This is a genomic window from Psychrobacter sanguinis, assembly GCF_020736705.1.
Classification (GTDB): Bacteria; Pseudomonadota; Gammaproteobacteria; order Pseudomonadales; family Moraxellaceae; genus Psychrobacter; species Psychrobacter sanguinis.
Genome location: NZ_CP085990.1, coordinates 2,617,583 through 2,634,169, shown reverse-complemented (window position 1 = coordinate 2,634,169; position 16,587 = coordinate 2,617,583). Strand labels below are relative to the sequence as shown.

Sequence of the window (16,587 nt, the reverse complement as noted above, 5' to 3'; positions counted from 1 at the left end):
ACATACTAAGTATAAAAAACCGCCCTGATACTTAATATCAGGGCGGTTATATTTACATACAGATAAGAGATTATTGAAGTTGCCCACCTTTAAACACACTATGTCACTCCAGTAGTGACTAGTCGTTACTACTGTCAGCTAACTTTATCAAATTTTGGATCTTTTAGACTTAACCTACCGCGTAGTACATCTGCATACATTCTAAAGTCACTGCTAAAACTTTGTAGCGGATATTTAAAAGTGGCGGGTTTGTTTTTCTCGAAAAAGAAATGACCTACCCAAGCACAAGCATAGCCCGCTGTGATTCCTTTCAGTAGCGGACTTATTTTACCTGTGTTAATAGTAGTGGCCAGCCCAATTAGGCCAAAGCTACTACCTACAAAGTGCAGTCGGCGACAACTGATATTTTGATGTTGGCTCAAGTAAAAGCTATAGAAGCTTTCAAACTCCGCTTTGGTAGTAATTAAGGGGAAGTTATTAGTAGATTGTAATGTGGGTTTATTATCCTTAAAATTTTTCATAGTAGCCTCCTTGCTTATACTATCTATTTTAGTCCTTTTTTCTCTGCACACGACAAAAAAAACAAAAAAGTCTGTTAAAGCAAAGGCATAATAGTAATTTTTAAGACGAATCAGACCATGCCAAACTTTAACAGACTTAGTGAAACTTTAACCCAAAACCTGAGTATGAACAAGGCAAGAATCACATGTTTGAGCTTAATGATAATAGCCCTGATTACTGCTCAAAGCAGTAATCTTAAAAAAAATAGCAAGACACATTCCTAAGGGTGGCAAGACCGACAGTCACTATCGCAGACTACAGCGATTTTTTGCCGAAGCGAGGATAGACTATGATCAATTAGCTTTAATGATATATCGACTGTTTGGGCTAGGCAAAGTCACCTTAACCATTGACCGCACCAACTGGAAATGGGGTAAAAGTAACCTCAACATCTTTATGCTAGGGGTGGTATATAAAGGGATAGCCATCCCCTTATACTGGCAAATGCTAGATAAGCGAGGTAATACAAACCATCTTGAACGCTGTGAACTTATTGAGCGGTTTATCAAACAATTTGGCAAAGATAACCTTGAGATGATAGTAGCAGACAGAGAGTTTGTTGGCGAAAAATGGTTTAACTGGCTCACCAATAATCACATACCCTTTGCCATACGGATTAAGAAGAACAGTAAAGTTAAGAATCATCATGGCAAGTTGGTACAGATTAAAGAGTTATTTCGCCATGTTGGCCATCAAGAAACATATCGACATGGGCGAATACTGACTGTCGATGGTTGTTTGGTTCGAGTATTTGCCAAGCGTGATAAAGACTACGGTTTAGTGATTGTGGCAACCAATCAACTAGAAACAGTGGATGCGATGATAAGCTATGGCAAGCGTTGGGAAATTGAGACTTTATTTGCTTGTCTAAAGGGGAGTGGCTTTAATCTTGAAGATACCCACTTAACCCATCTTGATCGGGTCAGTAAATTAGTCGCAGTGAACGCCTTAGCATTTTGTTGGGCTTATCATGTCGGTATTTATAAAGACAAAGATAAGCCGTTAAAACGCAAGTTGAAGTCAAACGCTCGACCTCAAGCCAGTTTGTTTGCGCTTGGTCTGGATTTATTGATTGAAGGTCTTCGTTTGGTGTTTTTTAACAATGATAAGACTGTCTTTCGACAGTTAGTTAGCTTTTTAACCCCTAAACCTATGAAAATCCGGTGGGGATGATTTTTTTGTCGTGTGCAGAGTCCTTTTTTATATTAATAACTTGCATGCTAGGATAGCTCAAATCAATCTTATACTTGCTACCACCGCGATAAGCTTTGGCTTTAACAATACCCTGCTTCTCTTTATAGTCTAACTTTTCAACTCTATATCCCATGCTATTTAGTTTACGAGTAGCAAGCCTTTCTGCATTGGCTTTATTGTTGGTATTCTTATAGCCTTTGTTTTTATGATTATTGTGCTTATTTTTGTTTTTATGATTGTCGTGTTTTTTATAATCGCCATTAGGATGATAAACAGGACCATCTAAAATAAGCGGAGTCGAGGTACAACCCGATGCCACACTTAAAGCTGCAGCCATTAGGCCGGCAGAAATTAATTTTGTCTTAGTCATAACACTCACCTTTTATTAAAATATTAATCTTATTTAATGTTTGTACTTTAGATTGCAGATAGCTGAATTGTATATAGCTAAAATAGAGACCGTCTTATAAATATCTGTCGTGTATTACCCAAATAGGTCTAACAGTTAAGAACCACCGAAAATTTTGTGACAGATTTAAGACAATGATAGCCAACCAGTCTTTAACTCAAATGTCTGTACTGTAACCCAGTTGTAATCTACACAATTAAAAGGACTTACAGATCGATAGTAGTATGATTGCAATTAATTGATGGTCTTAAAGCCAAAAAAGCCAAACCAGATTGTGGTCTAGCTTTTTAGGAATAAAACAAGATGCTTAAAAATGATTCTTAACGCTCATCATTAAAGATGGCTATGCAATTATGGCTATTGTGCAATAACTATGCATTGCTCTTAGAGCGTAGTTCGTGTCTTAAAATTTTACCCACAGTTGATTTGGGTAGCTCATCAATGAACTCAACATGACGAGGACATTTATAAGCCGCTAAGTTCTTTTTACAAAACTCAATCAGCTCTTTTTTGGTTAAGCTTTTATCATCAGTGACCACAAACAGTTTCACAGATTGGCCTTGTTGCTCATCCTCCACACCTACTACTGAGCATTCTCTAACTTTAGGATGCATCTCTACAACGCCTTCAATCTCATTAGGATAGACATTAAAGCCACTGACGATAAGCATGTCTTTTTTTCTATCGAAAAGTTTAACATAGCCTTTTGCATCGATAGTGCCGACATCACCTGTCTTCAAATACCCATCTTTGGTAAAGAACTTACTGTTATCAAGATTGTGATAACCTTTGATAACGTTCATCCCTTTAATACCAATCTCACCTTCCTCGCCCACACCCAGTACGTTTTCTTCATCATCAAATATCTTGATATCGACGCCTGGAACAGGCATACCAATCGTACCGGTGAACTCTCTATTAGTTAGAGGGTTTGCAGTGCCAACACCAAGCGTTTCTGACATGCCCCACCCTTCATGGATAGGAACGCCAGTGGTTTCTAACCACTTACGTGCCATTTCAGGCGTAGCGGCCATACCGCCTGCCAAAGACAGTTTTAATTTTGAAAAATCAACGGATTTAAAATCAGAATGATTCAACAGGGCTTGGAACAGGGTGTTTACGGCAGGCAGCAGATGAAACTCTTCTTTTTTCAGCAATTTTACGAACGCATTAATATCACGAGGGTTGGTGACCAGTAAGAAATGTTGTCCAGTACGAAAACCGAGTAAAGAGATAATAAAAGCGAAGATATGGTACAGCGGCAAAGCGATAACTGAGGTTAACTGACCGTCTTTATTGGGATCATAATTTAATGGCTTGAACCATTCATCATATTGCTTGGTACCATAGACCACGTTATGGTGGGTAATCAAGATACCCTTAGCGACCCCTGTGGTGCCACCGGTGTATTGAATCATTGCCAAGTCATCAGGATTGATATCAGGACGGGTATATTTGAGCTTTTTGCCTTTCTTTAATACCTCTTTAAAGCTAATTTCTTGGCATTTTGAACAGCCTGATAAATCATACTTCGGCACTGCTTTTTTAAGGTGTTTGGCCGCTAAATTAATCAAGGTTCCTTTTGCGGTGCCTAACATATCACCAATAGCGCTCACAACGACCGTTTCTACCGGTGTTTTGTCAATAATAGAGTCTAGGCCATGAGCGAATGGTTCCAAAATAAAGATAAGTTTGGCATCCGCATCAATCAATTGATGTTTTAATTCTCGTGAAGTATACAGAGGGTTAATTAGAGTCAATACCATGCCGGCACGTAAAGCGCCAATAACTATAGGCAGATATTGATTAACGTTAGGCATCATGACCCCAACAGTTGAGCCTTTTGCTAATCCTAGACTTTGAATCCATGCGGCTATATTCTTTGATATTTGATCTACTTCGGCATAGGTATATGACACGCCCATATTGGTCATAAATTTGTTTTTAGCAAATTTTGTTAGGGTTTCATCGAAGTAGTCATTTAGCGACTGATTGAGAGGGGGTAATTCTTTAGCGACGCCTTCCGGATAGAATTCGGTCCAAAACTTATTCATAACTTACCTTCCATAGTTTATTATTACACTTCAGCCTTGAAGTGAGGGTCTAACATAGATATAAATAGCTCGCTAAACCACTTTATCCAAACTACTTTATATAGAAAAGTGAGATATGGGCAAGTAATATACAGACAAGCGAGCTACTGTTATTAAATACATTCAAGAGGTAAATTACAAGGATTAAGTAATTTACCTTCTTTAGGCATAAGAATTAACCTGCCATCTGGTCAACACTAACCCGCCCACTCTAACTCACCACTTGCCAACCTGCAGTAGCACCATACTGATCTTGATGGGCAAATAAGGGGTGTTGTTGTGCTTCTGCAAGCGTAAGTACCGGGGTTACGCAAACATCAGTGTCAGCAAAGACTTGTTGCCAATGCGATAAGGGCTGGCTTGCAAATTTCTCAGCCACGGTCTTCATGGCCGCACGGCTGTCTGGCATGTTCGGTAATACCCCACGTTGCCAATGCGTATTTTTTAAATCCGCTAACTCCAGTACATCACAAAGCCCCTGCCAAAATTTAAGCTCAAGCGAGCCTACTGCCATGTAACGGTCATCTGACGTCTTGTATAAACGATAGCAAGGCAACAGACCTCCTAAGAAGTCATACTGAGGAACCGGTTTTTTACCCGTCATCTGCTCGATAAGCTTACCGGTAGACTTTGGCATCACCATATGATGGTATAAGCTGTGGGTCATACTGATATTAATGTGACGACCTTTGCCCGTGGATTTGGCAGCAATAACTGCTGCCAATAGTGCTATCACTGCGGTATCACTACCCCCTGCTAGATCAGCAAACTGAATGTTAGGCATGGCTTGCCCGCCATCCGCTGTCTTTAACTGGTCGAGCACACCACTCATCGCCATAAAGTTAATATCGTGACCGGCTTTTTGACTCCAGTCGTGAGTTACGGCCTCGCCATCTGCATGACCATAGCCCGTAATAGATACCATAACCAACTTTGGATTAAGTGCGTGTAAAGTTTCTGCACTCAATCCTGTGGCTTCTAAGACCCCAGGACGAAAGCTGTCGAGCATAACATCGGCATCTTTTATCTGCTCTTTGATCGCTTCGATACCAGCTTCATCACGGAAATCGACTTTTTGAGTGTCTTTACCATGATTTAGGGCGGTAAATAACTCACCAAACGCATGAGCGGGATCGCCTTGTGGTGGCTCAATCTTAACGATTTGTGTGCCAAGGTCTGCCAATAGCCTAGTCGCAAAGGGACCAGGCAAATTACGTGTTAAATCAACTACTTTAATGCCTTGAAGACAATCAGCCATTTGATCTAGTAGTGCACTACTCATCGATAAACTCCTGACCTTTTTCAGCCATTTCTACTAAAATGTTAGCGGGTTCAAAACGCTCGCCGTAGGCTGCAGCAAGCTCACGGCTACGCTCAACGAACTTTTTAACACCTACTGAGTTAATAAACTGCAGCGTACCGCCTTGGTTTGGTGCAAAGCCCCAACCGAAGATAGAGCCAACGTTAGCATCGGCAACTGAACGTACCACATTTTCCTCGTAACATTTGGCAGTCTCATTGGCTTGAACGTACAGTAAACGGTCAACTAAGTCTTGTTGTGAAGGTTGAGCCTCTTTGGTTGGATAAAGGTTGGTCAGCTCAGGCCATAAGCGTTTTTCACCATTTTCTGGATAATCATAGAAACCTTTGCCAACCTTCTTACCTTCACGTCCTAGCTCATTTACCATTTTTTCAACAACTGGCATGGCAGGATGCGCGGTAAAGGTTTTACCTTCGGCTTCTAAAGCACGCTTTGTCTGCTGCATAACATGCAGTGACAAGCTTAATGAAACCTCATCCTGTAGGGCCAATGGTGGCATTGGCATACCCGCTTTTAAACCGGCAACTTCGATGCTACGGGGGTGAATACCTTCGGCCAACATTGCAATACCTTCTGAGACATAGGTACCAAACACACGAGAAGTATAGAAGCCGCGACTGTCATTGACTACGATTGGGGTCTTAGCGATTTGACCCACATAATCAAAGCCTTTAGCTAAGGTGGCGTCATCCGTCTCTTCACCCACAATAATTTCAACCAAAGGCATCTTATCTACCGGAGAGAAGAAATGTAGACCGATGAACTGGTTAGGACGTTTGCTGGCTTTGGCCAATTCAGTAATCGGTAATGTTGAGGTGTTAGAGGCATAAACGGCTGTTTCTGGAATAACTGCTTCAGCATTGCGAGTACAAGCCGCTTTAACGTCGATGTCCTCAAACACGGCTTCAATAATTAAGTCACAACCTTCTAGGTCTTCATAAGATGTAGTGGTCTTAATTTTATCCAGTAAAGCTTGTTTCTTTTCAGCCGTTGAACGACCACGGCTAATGGCCTTGTCTAATAGCTTGGTAGAATAGTTTTTACCTTTTTCCGCGCCTTCAATAGAGGTATCTAAAAGCACAACCTCCATACCCGCTTTGGCAGAAACATAAGCAATGCCAGCGCCCATCATGCCAGCGCCAAGGATACCTACTTTGCTTACTTTAGAGCGCTCAAATCCTTCAGGACGTGACTGACCTTTTTTAATATTATTCAGCTGTGTCCAAAGGGTGTTGATCATGTTTTTAGACACATCAGATAAGGCACAAGCCACAAAATAACGCGACTCAATTTTGAGGCCATTATCGATGTCGGTTAAACAGCCCTCAAACACACTCGATAAAATGTGCGTGATGGCGGGATAATTGCCATGCGATTTTTGATTGGCCATGGCCGGCGCAATTGAGAAGACCTGAACCACTTTAGGATGCTTACTATCCCCTCCTGGAATTTTGAAACCTCTTTCATCCCAAGGCTGGCTAGCTTTAGGGTTGTTGTTGATCCATTCTTTAGCCTTACTGATAAGCTCTTCGTTGTCTTTGGCTGTATCATGGATAACACCAATTTCAACAGCTTGCTGAGGACGAAGCTCTTTGCCTTGAGTCATTAACTCTAGTGCTTTTTGAATACCTACTAGACGTGGCAGACGCTGAGTACCGCCACCGCCTGGCAATAGACCTAATTTCACTTCTGGCAGACCCAGTTTGGTCTTTGGTGAATCAATAGCAATGCGGTAATGACAGGCCAAAGCCAATTCTAAACCACCACCCAAGGCGGTACCGGTAATGGCGGCTACGACTGGTTTGCCTGACGTTTCTAACTTACGCAGGCTGGTTTTTAAATCTTCTACCAACTCAAAAGCGTCTTCTGCGGTTTTGATAGTGGCCAATTGATCGATATCGGCACCGACCACAAAGGTTGATTTACCGGAAGTTAAAATTAGGCCCTTGGCTTCTTCATCACTGATAAAAGCATCGGTCAAAGTGGCAAATGCTTCATTGAAGCCATCGCCAATCACATTCATTTTACGATCGCTTTGATCGATGGTAACGGTGATGATGCCGTTGTCTGCTTCTGCAGAGAAATTATTTAATGCATTAATGGCGTTTACGCTGTTTGTACTCATGTTATGTCCTTATTATTTCTACACTTTATGTAAGGCGTATGTTATGTCCGTATCTAGACGCTATAAGTTTGTGACCCTGCAATAGATAGCTTGGCAATCGATAGATTGAGCATTATTAAACACGCTCAATAATAGTCGCAATACCCATACCACCACCCACACACAGCGTGATCATAGCGGTATTTAAGTCACGGCGTTCTAGTTCATCCAGTACGGTAGTCACTAGCATAGCGCCTGTGGCCCCTAACGGATGACCCATGGCGATAGCGCCGCCATTAACGTTCACTTTGTCTAAGGAGACGCCAAAGTCAGCCGCGGTATTCATTGGTACCGCAGCAAAGGCTTCGTTAATTTCCCAAAGATCAATATCAGCAGCGGTCATGCCCGCTTTATCTAGGGCTTTCTGACAAGCTGGGGTTGGACCGGTTAACATAATAGTAGGCTCTGAACCAATAACAGAGGCCATGGTAATCTTGGCACGTGGCTTCAGACCGGCTTTCTCGCCAGCGGCTCTACTACCTACTAAGCACAAAGCTGACCCATCAACGATACCTGAAGAGTTACCCGCATGGTGAACGTGATTGATGTCTTCAATCGTAGTGTATTTATCTAAAATTACGCTATCAAAGCCCATCTTGCCAGGCATTGCGAATGAAGGGTTTAATTTAGCTAGGGTTTCGACAGAGGTATTTGGACGAATGGTCTCGTCTTTGTCTAATAATAAAAGACCATTAATATCGGTGACAGGAACCACTGACTTATTGTAATAGCCATTTTCCCAAGCGGCAGCCGCTCTTCTGTGGGATTCAGTGGCAAAAGCATCCACATCTTCACGAGTAAAACCACGCAAGGTTGCAATGGCATCAGCGCCAACACCTTGTGGCGCAAACTGGGTAGAAACGTTGACACGGGGATCCATATACCAAGCACCGCCATCTGAGCCCATTGGCACACGGCTCATAGACTCTACACCACCGGCAACTACCAAATCTTCCATACCAGACATGACTTTGGTAGCGGCTAAATTGATTGACTCTAGTCCAGACGCACAAAAGCGTGACAGAGTTAACCCGGCCACGCTTTCATGCCACTCGGCATCGATAGCAGCAATACGGGCAATATCAGAGCCTTGCTCACCAACTGGGGTGACACAGCCTAATACGATATCGTCTACTAAACTAGTATCTAAGTTGTGGCGCTGTTGCATCTCTTTTAATAGCGTGCGAACCAGCCAAATTGGTGAGGCTTGATGTAAAGATCCATCTTTCTTACCTTTGCCACGAGGGGTGCGAATGGCGTCATAAATATAGGCAACTTCAGTCATAAAAATCCCTTTTTGATTTTCTAAAATAGTTTTGAACCGATTGACAGTCTAGTGTTGCCTTAAAGTCTTGATCTAACCTTTGTAGCCTTTAAGGCAACACTGTCTTTAATTGATTATGGCACATTAAGCAGACACTCAGTGACCCGTTTTTATTAACCACAATAAAGCCACTGAGGTAAGTATGAATGCTTAGCAACCTTTTTGGCAGTCACCTTAAGCAAGTTAAGGTGACGCTATAAGGTAAACTAAGCATTACATGATGAGAGGCTACATAAAGCGAGAAGCCAACTCTTTCATAATCTCGTTAGTACCACCGTAGATCTTCTGTACACGAGCATCTGCGTACATACGAGCGATTGGATATTCGCTCATATAACCATAACCACCGAATAACTGTAAGCACTCATCGATTACTTTACACTGCTTTTCAGTGACCCAGTATTTGATTAATGAGGCTTGTGGTGCAGTAAGTTTGCCCTCAATCATGGCCTCAACAGCAGAGTCACATAGCGCACGTACCGCTAAATAATCGGCTTGTACTTCCGCTAATTTAAAGCGGGTGTTTTGGAATTTCCAAATAGGACGACCAAACGCCTCACGCTGTTTAACATAGTCAAGGGTCAGCTCTAACGCCAGTTTAATAGCACCGCAACCGGTTAACGCAATAATCAGACGCTCTTGAGGCAACTCTTGCATCATTTGGATAAAGCCAAGTCCTTCGACGCTGCCTAATAAGTTCTTTTGTGGTACACGGACATTACTAAAGAATAGCTCTGAGGTATCTTGAGCGGATAAACCGGTTTTCTTAAGATTACGGCCACGCTCAAACCCTTCTAAACCATCTGTTTCAACCACGATTAATGAAACGCCCTGTGCGCCCTTCTCACGGTCTGTTTTACAAGCCAATACGATTAGGTTGGCATGTTGACCATTAGTGATGAAAGTTTTAGACCCATTAATGATGTAGTCGTCACCATCTTTAACTGCATAGGTTTTAATTGCTTGTAAGTCAGAGCCTGTGGTTGGCTCAGTCATGGCAATGGCGCCCACATATTCGCCGGTAGCCAATTTAGGAATCCAAGCTTTTCTTTGCTCTTCAGTACCATGCTTTAAAATATAAGGTGCCACGATACCTGAGTGAACCATACCGCCAAAACCGGCTTGGTTGGCTTGTGCTTGAGCCAAAAGAATAGCAGCTTCATGACCGAAGTCACCACCGCCACCGCCGTACTCTTCTGGCATTGAGGCACATAAAAAGCCCATCTCACCTGCTTCATTCCACGCTTCACGGTCAATCTTGCCGTTTTCACGCCACTGCTCATCTTTATCTTCCCAACTTTGGAACATTTTTAAGGCACTTTCATATACCATTTCATGTTCTTCAGTCATCCAATTGCTTTTAAAAGTATCAATGCTCATATCGTCATTCCATAACGTGTTAGGTGAATAAAATATTTTATGGTAATAATTATTACCGTATTCCAAATATGTTAACTAGCTGTTTAAGCTTGCTATTATCGGGTTTGCAGACTTATACTACAAAAAAATATTTTTATTAGCAATAACTTACTTTTAAATGGTAATTATAATTACCTATCTTTAGTAGAGGAATATATGAGCAACAAACCTGTTACTTCTAAAGCCAAAACCGACGGTTTGAATGAAACTGATGTGGTAGACAATAAAACATTAGCCCCTTTATCTAAAATGCGCCCTGCCACCTTAGACAATATCGAAAAAGCAGTACATCAACTATTTGCTGGAGAGAATGCGCAAGAAGTCACCATGATTCAGATCGCAAAAACCGCAAACGTGTCTTTGCAAACCTTATATAAATACTTTGGTGATAAACAGACGGTGTTTCATACCATTATGGATAGAGTGCTTGGCCGGCTTGCGGTGCGTATGATGGACCACTTGCAGGGCATCGACAGTGTAGAAGATAGGCTTAGAAAGACGTTATGGGTAGTGTTTGATTTTGTAGACAGTCACCCCGATGCGATAACAGTACTGACCTCAGTATCTGCGACGGACATTCGCAAAATATCGATTTATGAAAATGAAGAGCTTATTACAGCATTTACCAGTGTGCTAGCAGACGGCCAAAGCCGCGGGGTATTAAATGACAATGTGCCGCTATACGTATTATTTGATGTGTTTATGGGGTTTGTGATGCGTATTGGCACCATGCAGGTGATTAGAAAGTCCACTACTCCTTTAACAGCTAATTTTGATGATTTATTTCAAATACTATGGCGGGCGATTTCCAAGCCAAACGCCTCGTAGCTTCTGCCATAGAATGTCTCATAACTCATGGCTTTATGCGCAAGCTTATCGTTAGGTTTATTTCAAATAATAAATGAAAATGATAGGTAAAAATCGCCATCCTAGGCATACTCATTTTATGCCGTACTTGATTAATCAATAAAATATAGTTATAACTTACAGAATTGGGAAACTAATAGTTTATAAGTGCATGTGCAACGGACGTAAATACAGTGTAACAGCGTAATAATGCTCTTATTTTCATAACCATAAGGTAGAGGCAGTATAACCATATTGAATAGTTTCCCAAATCATACATGCTAGTATATTGAGCTTTTCAAAATCAACCCACTACCAACTACTCATTGAGGTATATATGAGCGAAGTATCTCCTAACAAGGAAAAGCTAAACTGGCGAATTTTTGGGCCAGGTATCTTATTGGCAACAGGGGCAGTGGGTGGTTCTCACTTAATCTCATCGACCCAAGCCGGGGCACTATACGGCTGGCAATTGGCGATTATGATTATCTTAGCCAACTTCTTTAAATATCCCTTTTTTAAATTTAGCACAGACTATGTCTATGACACAGGTGAGTCGCTCATTGCGGGCTACGCCAAGAAGTCTATGGTTTATTTGTGGGTATACACCATACTGCTATTGGCTTCGGCGGTAATTAGCGTTGGCGCAGTGGCATTATTAACCTCTGTTATTTTACAGTTCATGTTACCTGAAGGATTAATGTCCATCACTCTGGTCTCGCTATTAGTAATGGGTGTGTCTTGGTTGTTTTTGGTGCTAGGCCATTACAAATTGCTGGACCAGTTTAATAAGTGGATTATGGCAGCGCTTATTATCACTACAATCTTGGCGGTGTTTATTGCTGCTGGCAAGCCAATTGCCAGAGTCCCCGACTTCGTAGAAATGTCACCTTGGAATATGGCTTCTTTAGGATTTATTGTGGCGTTAATGGGCTGGATGCCTGCACCACTTGAATTTGCCGCCATGACCTCGATGTGGACCAAAGAAAAAGTAAAAACCGACCACACCACGCACAGACAAGGCTTAATTGATTTCAATGCTGGTTATATCTCAAGTGCTATTTTGGCATTGTTTTTCTTGGCTTTGGGGGTATTTGTTCAGTACGGTTCTGGCGCTGAAATTGAGATGCAAGGTGGGGCTTATATTGGTCAGCTGATTAATATGTATACCGCCACCATTGGCGACTGGTCTAAATCATTGGTGGCCTTTGTGGCCTTTATGGTGATGTTTGGCACAACCGTGGCCTGTGCGGATGGTTATGGTCGCTCATTGGCGGAAAGTACGCGTCTTATCAAAGGCGGTGCTGAGGCGAGCAATAAGCAAATCTTATTTTGGACCACTTACACTGTATTGGGCGGCTTTATTGTGATCACTTTCTTCCAAGGTCAGCTTGGTAGCATGTTGAAGTTTGCCATGATTTCAGCCTTTGTGTTGGCTCCGGTATTTGGCTGGCTTAACTACTCATTAATCAAAAGCCAAAAACAGCTGTCAACGGGCATGACTGTTTATAGTATTTCTGGACTTATTTTTCTAGCAGCTGTGGCTCTATTATTTATGGCCCAGCTAACCGGTTTAATCGCTTAAATTGCAATAAATAACTCTAATGACTCTGCCTAGCAGACACCCTTTATCAGACACAACCGCATTTAAGGTAATTAACTAATGAGCACCTCTTCTACTCATTCAGCCCAAAGTTCAGCCCAAAGTAACGTTGGATTCAATTGGAAAAACTTTGGCCCTGGTATTTTATTAGCCACCGCAGCCATTGGTGGCTCGCATTTAATCTCATCGACCCAAGCCGGTGCATTATACGGCTGGCAACTAGCGATTATGATTATTTTGGCTAACTTCTTTAAATATCCGTTCTTTAAATTCGGTACGGACTATGTCTATGAGACCGGCGACTCTTTGGTAGCAGGCTATGCTAAAAAGTCAAAGTTATATCTTTGGGCGTTCTTTATCTTATCTTTAGCAGCATCGGTCATCAGTACCGGTGCCGTCGCCCTATTAGCCGCAGTTATCCTAGGCTTTATGTTGCCAGAAAGTTGGGGCTTATCTACCACGACCTTGTCTTTAATAGTGATGGGTGTGACTTGGATATTCTTGATCCTCGGTCACTATAAGATGCTCGATAAGTTGACCAAATGGATTATGGTGGCATTGACCTTGGCAACCTTAGCGGCAGTTATCATTGCTGCTGGCAAGCCTACCGCCATTGCGCCTGACTTTGTCGCCACTTCCCCTTGGAATATGGCGACCCTAGCCTTTATCGTGGCTCTTATGGGTTGGATGCCAGCACCGCTTGAGTTTTCAGCCATTAACTCTATGTGGATTTCTGCTAAAGTTAAAAATGATCACACCACGCACCGCCAAGGTTTAATCGACTTTAATGTCGGCTTTATTGCCACCTCTATTTTGGCCTTATTATTCTTAGCATTGGGCGTATATGTGCAGTACGGTTCTGGGGTGGAAATTCAAACTCAAGGCGGCGCCTATGTCGACCAGTTGATTAATATGTATACGGCCACCATTGGTGAATGGTCAAGATTGCTAGTCGCTTTTATTGCCTTTATGGTTATGTTTGGTACCACCATCACCTGTGCCGATGGCTATGGCCGAGTTAACGCTGAAAGCTGGCGCTTAATCAAAGGCGATATGGAAGTGTCACAGAAGCAAATTTTGGTGTGGACCACTTACTGTGCTTGGGGCGGGTTTATTCTCATTACCTTCTTTACCGGCCAGCTTGGTGCCATGCTTAAATTCGCGATGATTACCGCCTTTGTCTCTGCCCCTATCTTTGGGTGGTTAAACTATTCATTGGCCAAAAATCATCAAAAATTATCACCTATTATGAATTTGTATAGTATTTCAGGTTTGATTTTCTTAGGGGGTATTGCTTTGTTATTTATGGCACAGTTGATGGGCTTTATTGACTAAACAACCCCATCCTAGTTATAAGTAGCGATCAATACCTATATAAACCTTTTTAGGGCTGTTTTGAATCAAGACAGCCCTTTTTATTGGCCGTAATTTGTCTGCATAAAATTATGTGAGAAGCTCTATACAAGGTTCTATACAAAGCTTTGTACAGGGCTTTGTACAAGATTTTGTACAGCACTGTGCATCAGGTGCTGAGTTATTTAGGGGTTATTTTAGCGGCGGCATTATACGGTTTGTGAATTTGCAGTTGTATCCGCCGATGATTACGGTATATAGTCTTAACCACAATACGCTGACCTCGCTGTGACCCTATTATTTAAAATTGAATAAATTGAATAATAATCGAATAGACAATTAAAAGAATGGGTAACACCGCAGTTCAATAATTTTTAGGATAGGCATTGGAGGCTTATATGAAAGATTTAGGGTTTTCAAACGCTGCTGACAAGATTCAGCCTACTGATGCCCCCAAGCGCAAAGCTGCTGCTCGCTATGGCATTGCTCTTTTGCTCGCCTTGTGTGGTAGTCCAATATTACTAACTGGCTGTGATAGCAAGCCACAAAATCCAATGCTACAGACCATTCCCACCGACTCTGAAAAGTGGCAGGATAAATTAGGCGATACCTTAGATCAGCTCTCTGAAGAAGATAGGCAGCTGTTAAGCCGTTATATGCTACGCATGCGCTTGAGTGAGGCCTATGAAAAAGGTGCCATGCCAAGAATCACTGTCGGTAAAGCGCTAGAACAACAACGCCAATATGAAGCCCTGCACCCTACCAATCCAACAGGGCGCAAGAGCCCTGTTAGTCAAGGCACACAGCAGCAAGACTTTACCATCACCTTATTGCCTGCGCATACCAGTGAAACGGACAGCCTGAATAATGTGGAGTTGTCATTTGTTTTGGCCAATACGGCTGACAGCGCCATTACCAGCTTTAAGGGCACGTTGCTTTTACGCTATCCGGCATTTAAGAAGCCCAAACCAGTGGTCATTCCTTTGACTAAATTTGAGCCGCCCATCGCTCCCAAAAATGCCAATAAAATAGTGGCTGATGTCAGTATCTCAGACACTAATGTGATGAAAGCCATTCAAAGTCCTGAAAATATTGAGATAGTAATCACCAAGGGCAGCATGACATTCGCAGATGGCCGCGAGATTGTGTTTGAATAACATCTAAATCTTATTATGAGGGCTATCTTTGGGTGTATTTTTAAAGTCATGAGTATCTTTATAGCGACCTTAAAATAGTGACCCTAAGATTTGAAACAACAAGCTATTACCGATTACTTTAAATATTGCTCTAGCAGTGTGAGGCATAAATGCAATTAAAGAGACTGACAGCTTTTCATACAGTGGCACAGCTAAAAAGCTTTAGTGACGCGGTGTCAGTCACTCAATTGTCTCAGCCAACTTTAAGTCGATTAATTAAGCAATTAGAAGATGATATCGGCGTAGAGCTGATTGACCGTTATCATCGGCCACTACAGTTAACGCCTGCTGGGAGGTTCTTTTACGAAAAAGTAGACACTATTCTAAAGGAATTGGACAGTAGTATTACTCTAACTCAAAAAATGGCGCACCCACCGGATACACTGAATATAGGGTTTGTGCCCTCAGTATTGTATGGTTTACTGCCCACTATTATTTCACGGCTTAAGCAGCGTCTGCCGAACTTAGCAGTGCATCTAAAGGACATCAGCTCTTTTAAGCAAGTCAGTGCTCTAAAGTCTGGTGAAATTGATGTGGGCTTTGGCCGCTTTGCTCATGACGATCCCAACATCAAGCAGTTGTTATTGCGCCATGAGCGTTATGTGGCGGCCTTGCCTAATAGCCATGCGCTGGCTCACCACCAGATCATTCACTTGTCACAGCTACAAGACAGCCGTGTGATTTTATATCACCAGACCCACTTGCCTGCCGTCAGTACGGATCCCTCTAATAGCCTTGAGGCAGATAGCCCTGCTCAGATTAGTGAGCCGTTATTACATCTATTTGCCAAGCAGTCTGCTTTGCCGCATCAGACCACCTTTGTTAGTGACATTCAGATAGCACTGGGCTTAGTAGCTGCTGGTGAGGGAGTCACGCTTGTGCCTGATAGCTTAAAGTCGGTACGAACCGAACAGATTCGCTATCGTAAGTTAATCCATGAAGATGCCACCTCCCCGATATATTTGTGCGCTCTGCAAAATCCAACACATCCTGCCTTAGAAATCATGCTTGAGGTGATATATCAGCTTTATGAAGAACGCGGCGTCACTTACCGCCGAGTTCAATAAGGTTAATACAGCCACTACAACATAGTGGCTAACTTCC

13 protein-coding genes are annotated in these 16,587 nt (G+C 42.3%); 6 read left to right on the top strand and 7 right to left on the bottom strand.

Features of this window, described 5'->3' with window-relative positions:
* Nucleotides 1-134 precede the first annotated feature (134 nt).
* Nucleotides 135-521, bottom strand: coding sequence for a DUF962 domain-containing protein (locus LK453_RS11090; RefSeq protein ID WP_201528743.1), 387 nt, complete (start codon nt 519-521; stop codon nt 135-137).
* Between the two features lie 217 nt (nt 522-738).
* Here LK453_RS11090 and LK453_RS11085 point away from each other — a divergent pair, with 217 nt between their 5' ends.
* Nucleotides 739-1,734 carry an IS4 family transposase gene (locus tag LK453_RS11085; protein ID WP_265335061.1) on the top strand — a complete coding sequence of 332 codons (996 nt, stop codon included), beginning with the start codon at nt 739-741 and terminating at the stop codon, nt 1,732-1,734.
* Here LK453_RS11085 and LK453_RS11080 read toward each other — a convergent pair.
* From LK453_RS11080 to LK453_RS11055, 6 genes are all read right to left on the bottom strand, one after another.
* On the bottom strand, nt 1,712-2,125 hold the full coding sequence (locus LK453_RS11080) for a hypothetical protein (protein WP_201541730.1): 414 nt from the start codon (nt 2,123-2,125) through the stop codon (nt 1,712-1,714). The genes LK453_RS11085 and LK453_RS11080 overlap by 23 nt on opposite strands.
* A 410-nt stretch (nt 2,126-2,535) precedes the next feature.
* Nucleotides 2,536-4,218 (bottom strand): AMP-binding protein, encoded by a 1,683-nt coding sequence (locus tag LK453_RS11075; protein ID WP_201528739.1) that lies wholly within the window; start codon nt 4,216-4,218, stop codon nt 2,536-2,538.
* Between the two features lie 250 nt (nt 4,219-4,468).
* Entirely contained in the window at nt 4,469-5,539 is a 1,071-nt protein-coding gene (locus LK453_RS11070; RefSeq protein ID WP_201541732.1) for a CaiB/BaiF CoA transferase family protein, read from the bottom strand.
* Nucleotides 5,532-7,703, bottom strand: a complete 2,172-nt coding sequence (locus LK453_RS11065; protein WP_201528735.1) for a 3-hydroxyacyl-CoA dehydrogenase NAD-binding domain-containing protein — start codon at nt 7,701-7,703, stop codon at nt 5,532-5,534. The genes LK453_RS11070 and LK453_RS11065 overlap by 8 nt, the downstream gene beginning before the upstream one ends.
* A 115-nt stretch (nt 7,704-7,818) precedes the next feature.
* The gene (locus LK453_RS11060; RefSeq protein ID WP_201528733.1) at nt 7,819-9,027 is read right to left on the bottom strand and encodes an acetyl-CoA C-acetyltransferase; all 1,209 of its coding nucleotides are present in this window, start codon (nt 9,025-9,027) and stop codon (nt 7,819-7,821) included.
* A 267-nt stretch (nt 9,028-9,294) separates the two neighbouring features.
* Nucleotides 9,295-10,446 (bottom strand): acyl-CoA dehydrogenase family protein, encoded by a 1,152-nt coding sequence (locus tag LK453_RS11055; protein ID WP_201528731.1) that lies wholly within the window; start codon nt 10,444-10,446, stop codon nt 9,295-9,297.
* Nucleotides 10,447-10,641: 195 nt separating this feature from the next.
* Between LK453_RS11055 and LK453_RS11050 the strand changes: the two genes are divergently transcribed.
* From LK453_RS11050 to LK453_RS11030, 5 genes are all read left to right on the top strand, one after another.
* Nucleotides 10,642-11,313, top strand: a complete 672-nt coding sequence (locus LK453_RS11050; RefSeq protein ID WP_201528729.1) for a TetR/AcrR family transcriptional regulator — start codon at nt 10,642-10,644, stop codon at nt 11,311-11,313.
* A gap of 355 nt (nt 11,314-11,668) precedes the next feature.
* Nucleotides 11,669-12,916, top strand: coding sequence for an NRAMP family divalent metal transporter (locus tag LK453_RS11045; protein ID WP_201528727.1), 1,248 nt, complete (start codon nt 11,669-11,671; stop codon nt 12,914-12,916).
* A gap of 78 nt (nt 12,917-12,994) precedes the next feature.
* On the top strand, nt 12,995-14,269 hold the full coding sequence (locus LK453_RS11040) for an NRAMP family divalent metal transporter (RefSeq protein WP_201528725.1): 1,275 nt from the start codon (nt 12,995-12,997) through the stop codon (nt 14,267-14,269).
* A 416-nt stretch (nt 14,270-14,685) separates the two neighbouring features.
* Nucleotides 14,686-15,444: a hypothetical protein gene (locus tag LK453_RS11035; RefSeq protein ID WP_201528723.1), complete on the top strand. Its 759-nt coding sequence runs from the start codon at nt 14,686-14,688 to the stop codon at nt 15,442-15,444.
* A 149-nt stretch (nt 15,445-15,593) separates the two neighbouring features.
* The gene (locus LK453_RS11030) at nt 15,594-16,550 is read left to right on the top strand and encodes a LysR substrate-binding domain-containing protein (protein ID WP_201528721.1); all 957 of its coding nucleotides are present in this window, start codon (nt 15,594-15,596) and stop codon (nt 16,548-16,550) included.
* Nucleotides 16,551-16,587 lie beyond the last annotated feature (37 nt).

Excerpts from the sequence above, each read along its gene's own strand:
- LK453_RS11090 (WP_201528743.1), bottom strand. The coding sequence starts at position 521 with ATGAAAAATTTTAAGGATAATAAACCCACATTACAATCTACTAATAAC.
- LK453_RS11040 (WP_201528725.1), top strand. The coding sequence starts at position 12,995 with ATGAGCACCTCTTCTACTCATTCAGCCCAAAGTTCAGCCCAAAGTAAC.
- LK453_RS11055 (WP_201528731.1), bottom strand. The coding sequence starts at position 10,446 with ATGAGCATTGATACTTTTAAAAGCAATTGGATGACTGAAGAACATGAA.
- LK453_RS11070 (WP_201541732.1), bottom strand. The coding sequence starts at position 5,539 with ATGAGTAGTGCACTACTAGATCAAATGGCTGATTGTCTTCAAGGCATT.
- LK453_RS11035 (WP_201528723.1), top strand. The coding sequence starts at position 14,686 with ATGAAAGATTTAGGGTTTTCAAACGCTGCTGACAAGATTCAGCCTACT.
- LK453_RS11065 (WP_201528735.1), bottom strand. The coding sequence starts at position 7,703 with ATGAGTACAAACAGCGTAAACGCCATTAATGCATTAAATAATTTCTCT.
- LK453_RS11050 (WP_201528729.1), top strand. The coding sequence starts at position 10,642 with ATGAGCAACAAACCTGTTACTTCTAAAGCCAAAACCGACGGTTTGAAT.
- LK453_RS11080 (WP_201541730.1), bottom strand. The coding sequence starts at position 2,125 with ATGACTAAGACAAAATTAATTTCTGCCGGCCTAATGGCTGCAGCTTTA.
- LK453_RS11060 (WP_201528733.1), bottom strand. The coding sequence starts at position 9,027 with ATGACTGAAGTTGCCTATATTTATGACGCCATTCGCACCCCTCGTGGC.
- LK453_RS11030 (WP_201528721.1), top strand. The coding sequence starts at position 15,594 with ATGCAATTAAAGAGACTGACAGCTTTTCATACAGTGGCACAGCTAAAA.
- LK453_RS11075 (WP_201528739.1), bottom strand. The coding sequence starts at position 4,218 with ATGAATAAGTTTTGGACCGAATTCTATCCGGAAGGCGTCGCTAAAGAA.
- LK453_RS11045 (WP_201528727.1), top strand. The coding sequence starts at position 11,669 with ATGAGCGAAGTATCTCCTAACAAGGAAAAGCTAAACTGGCGAATTTTT.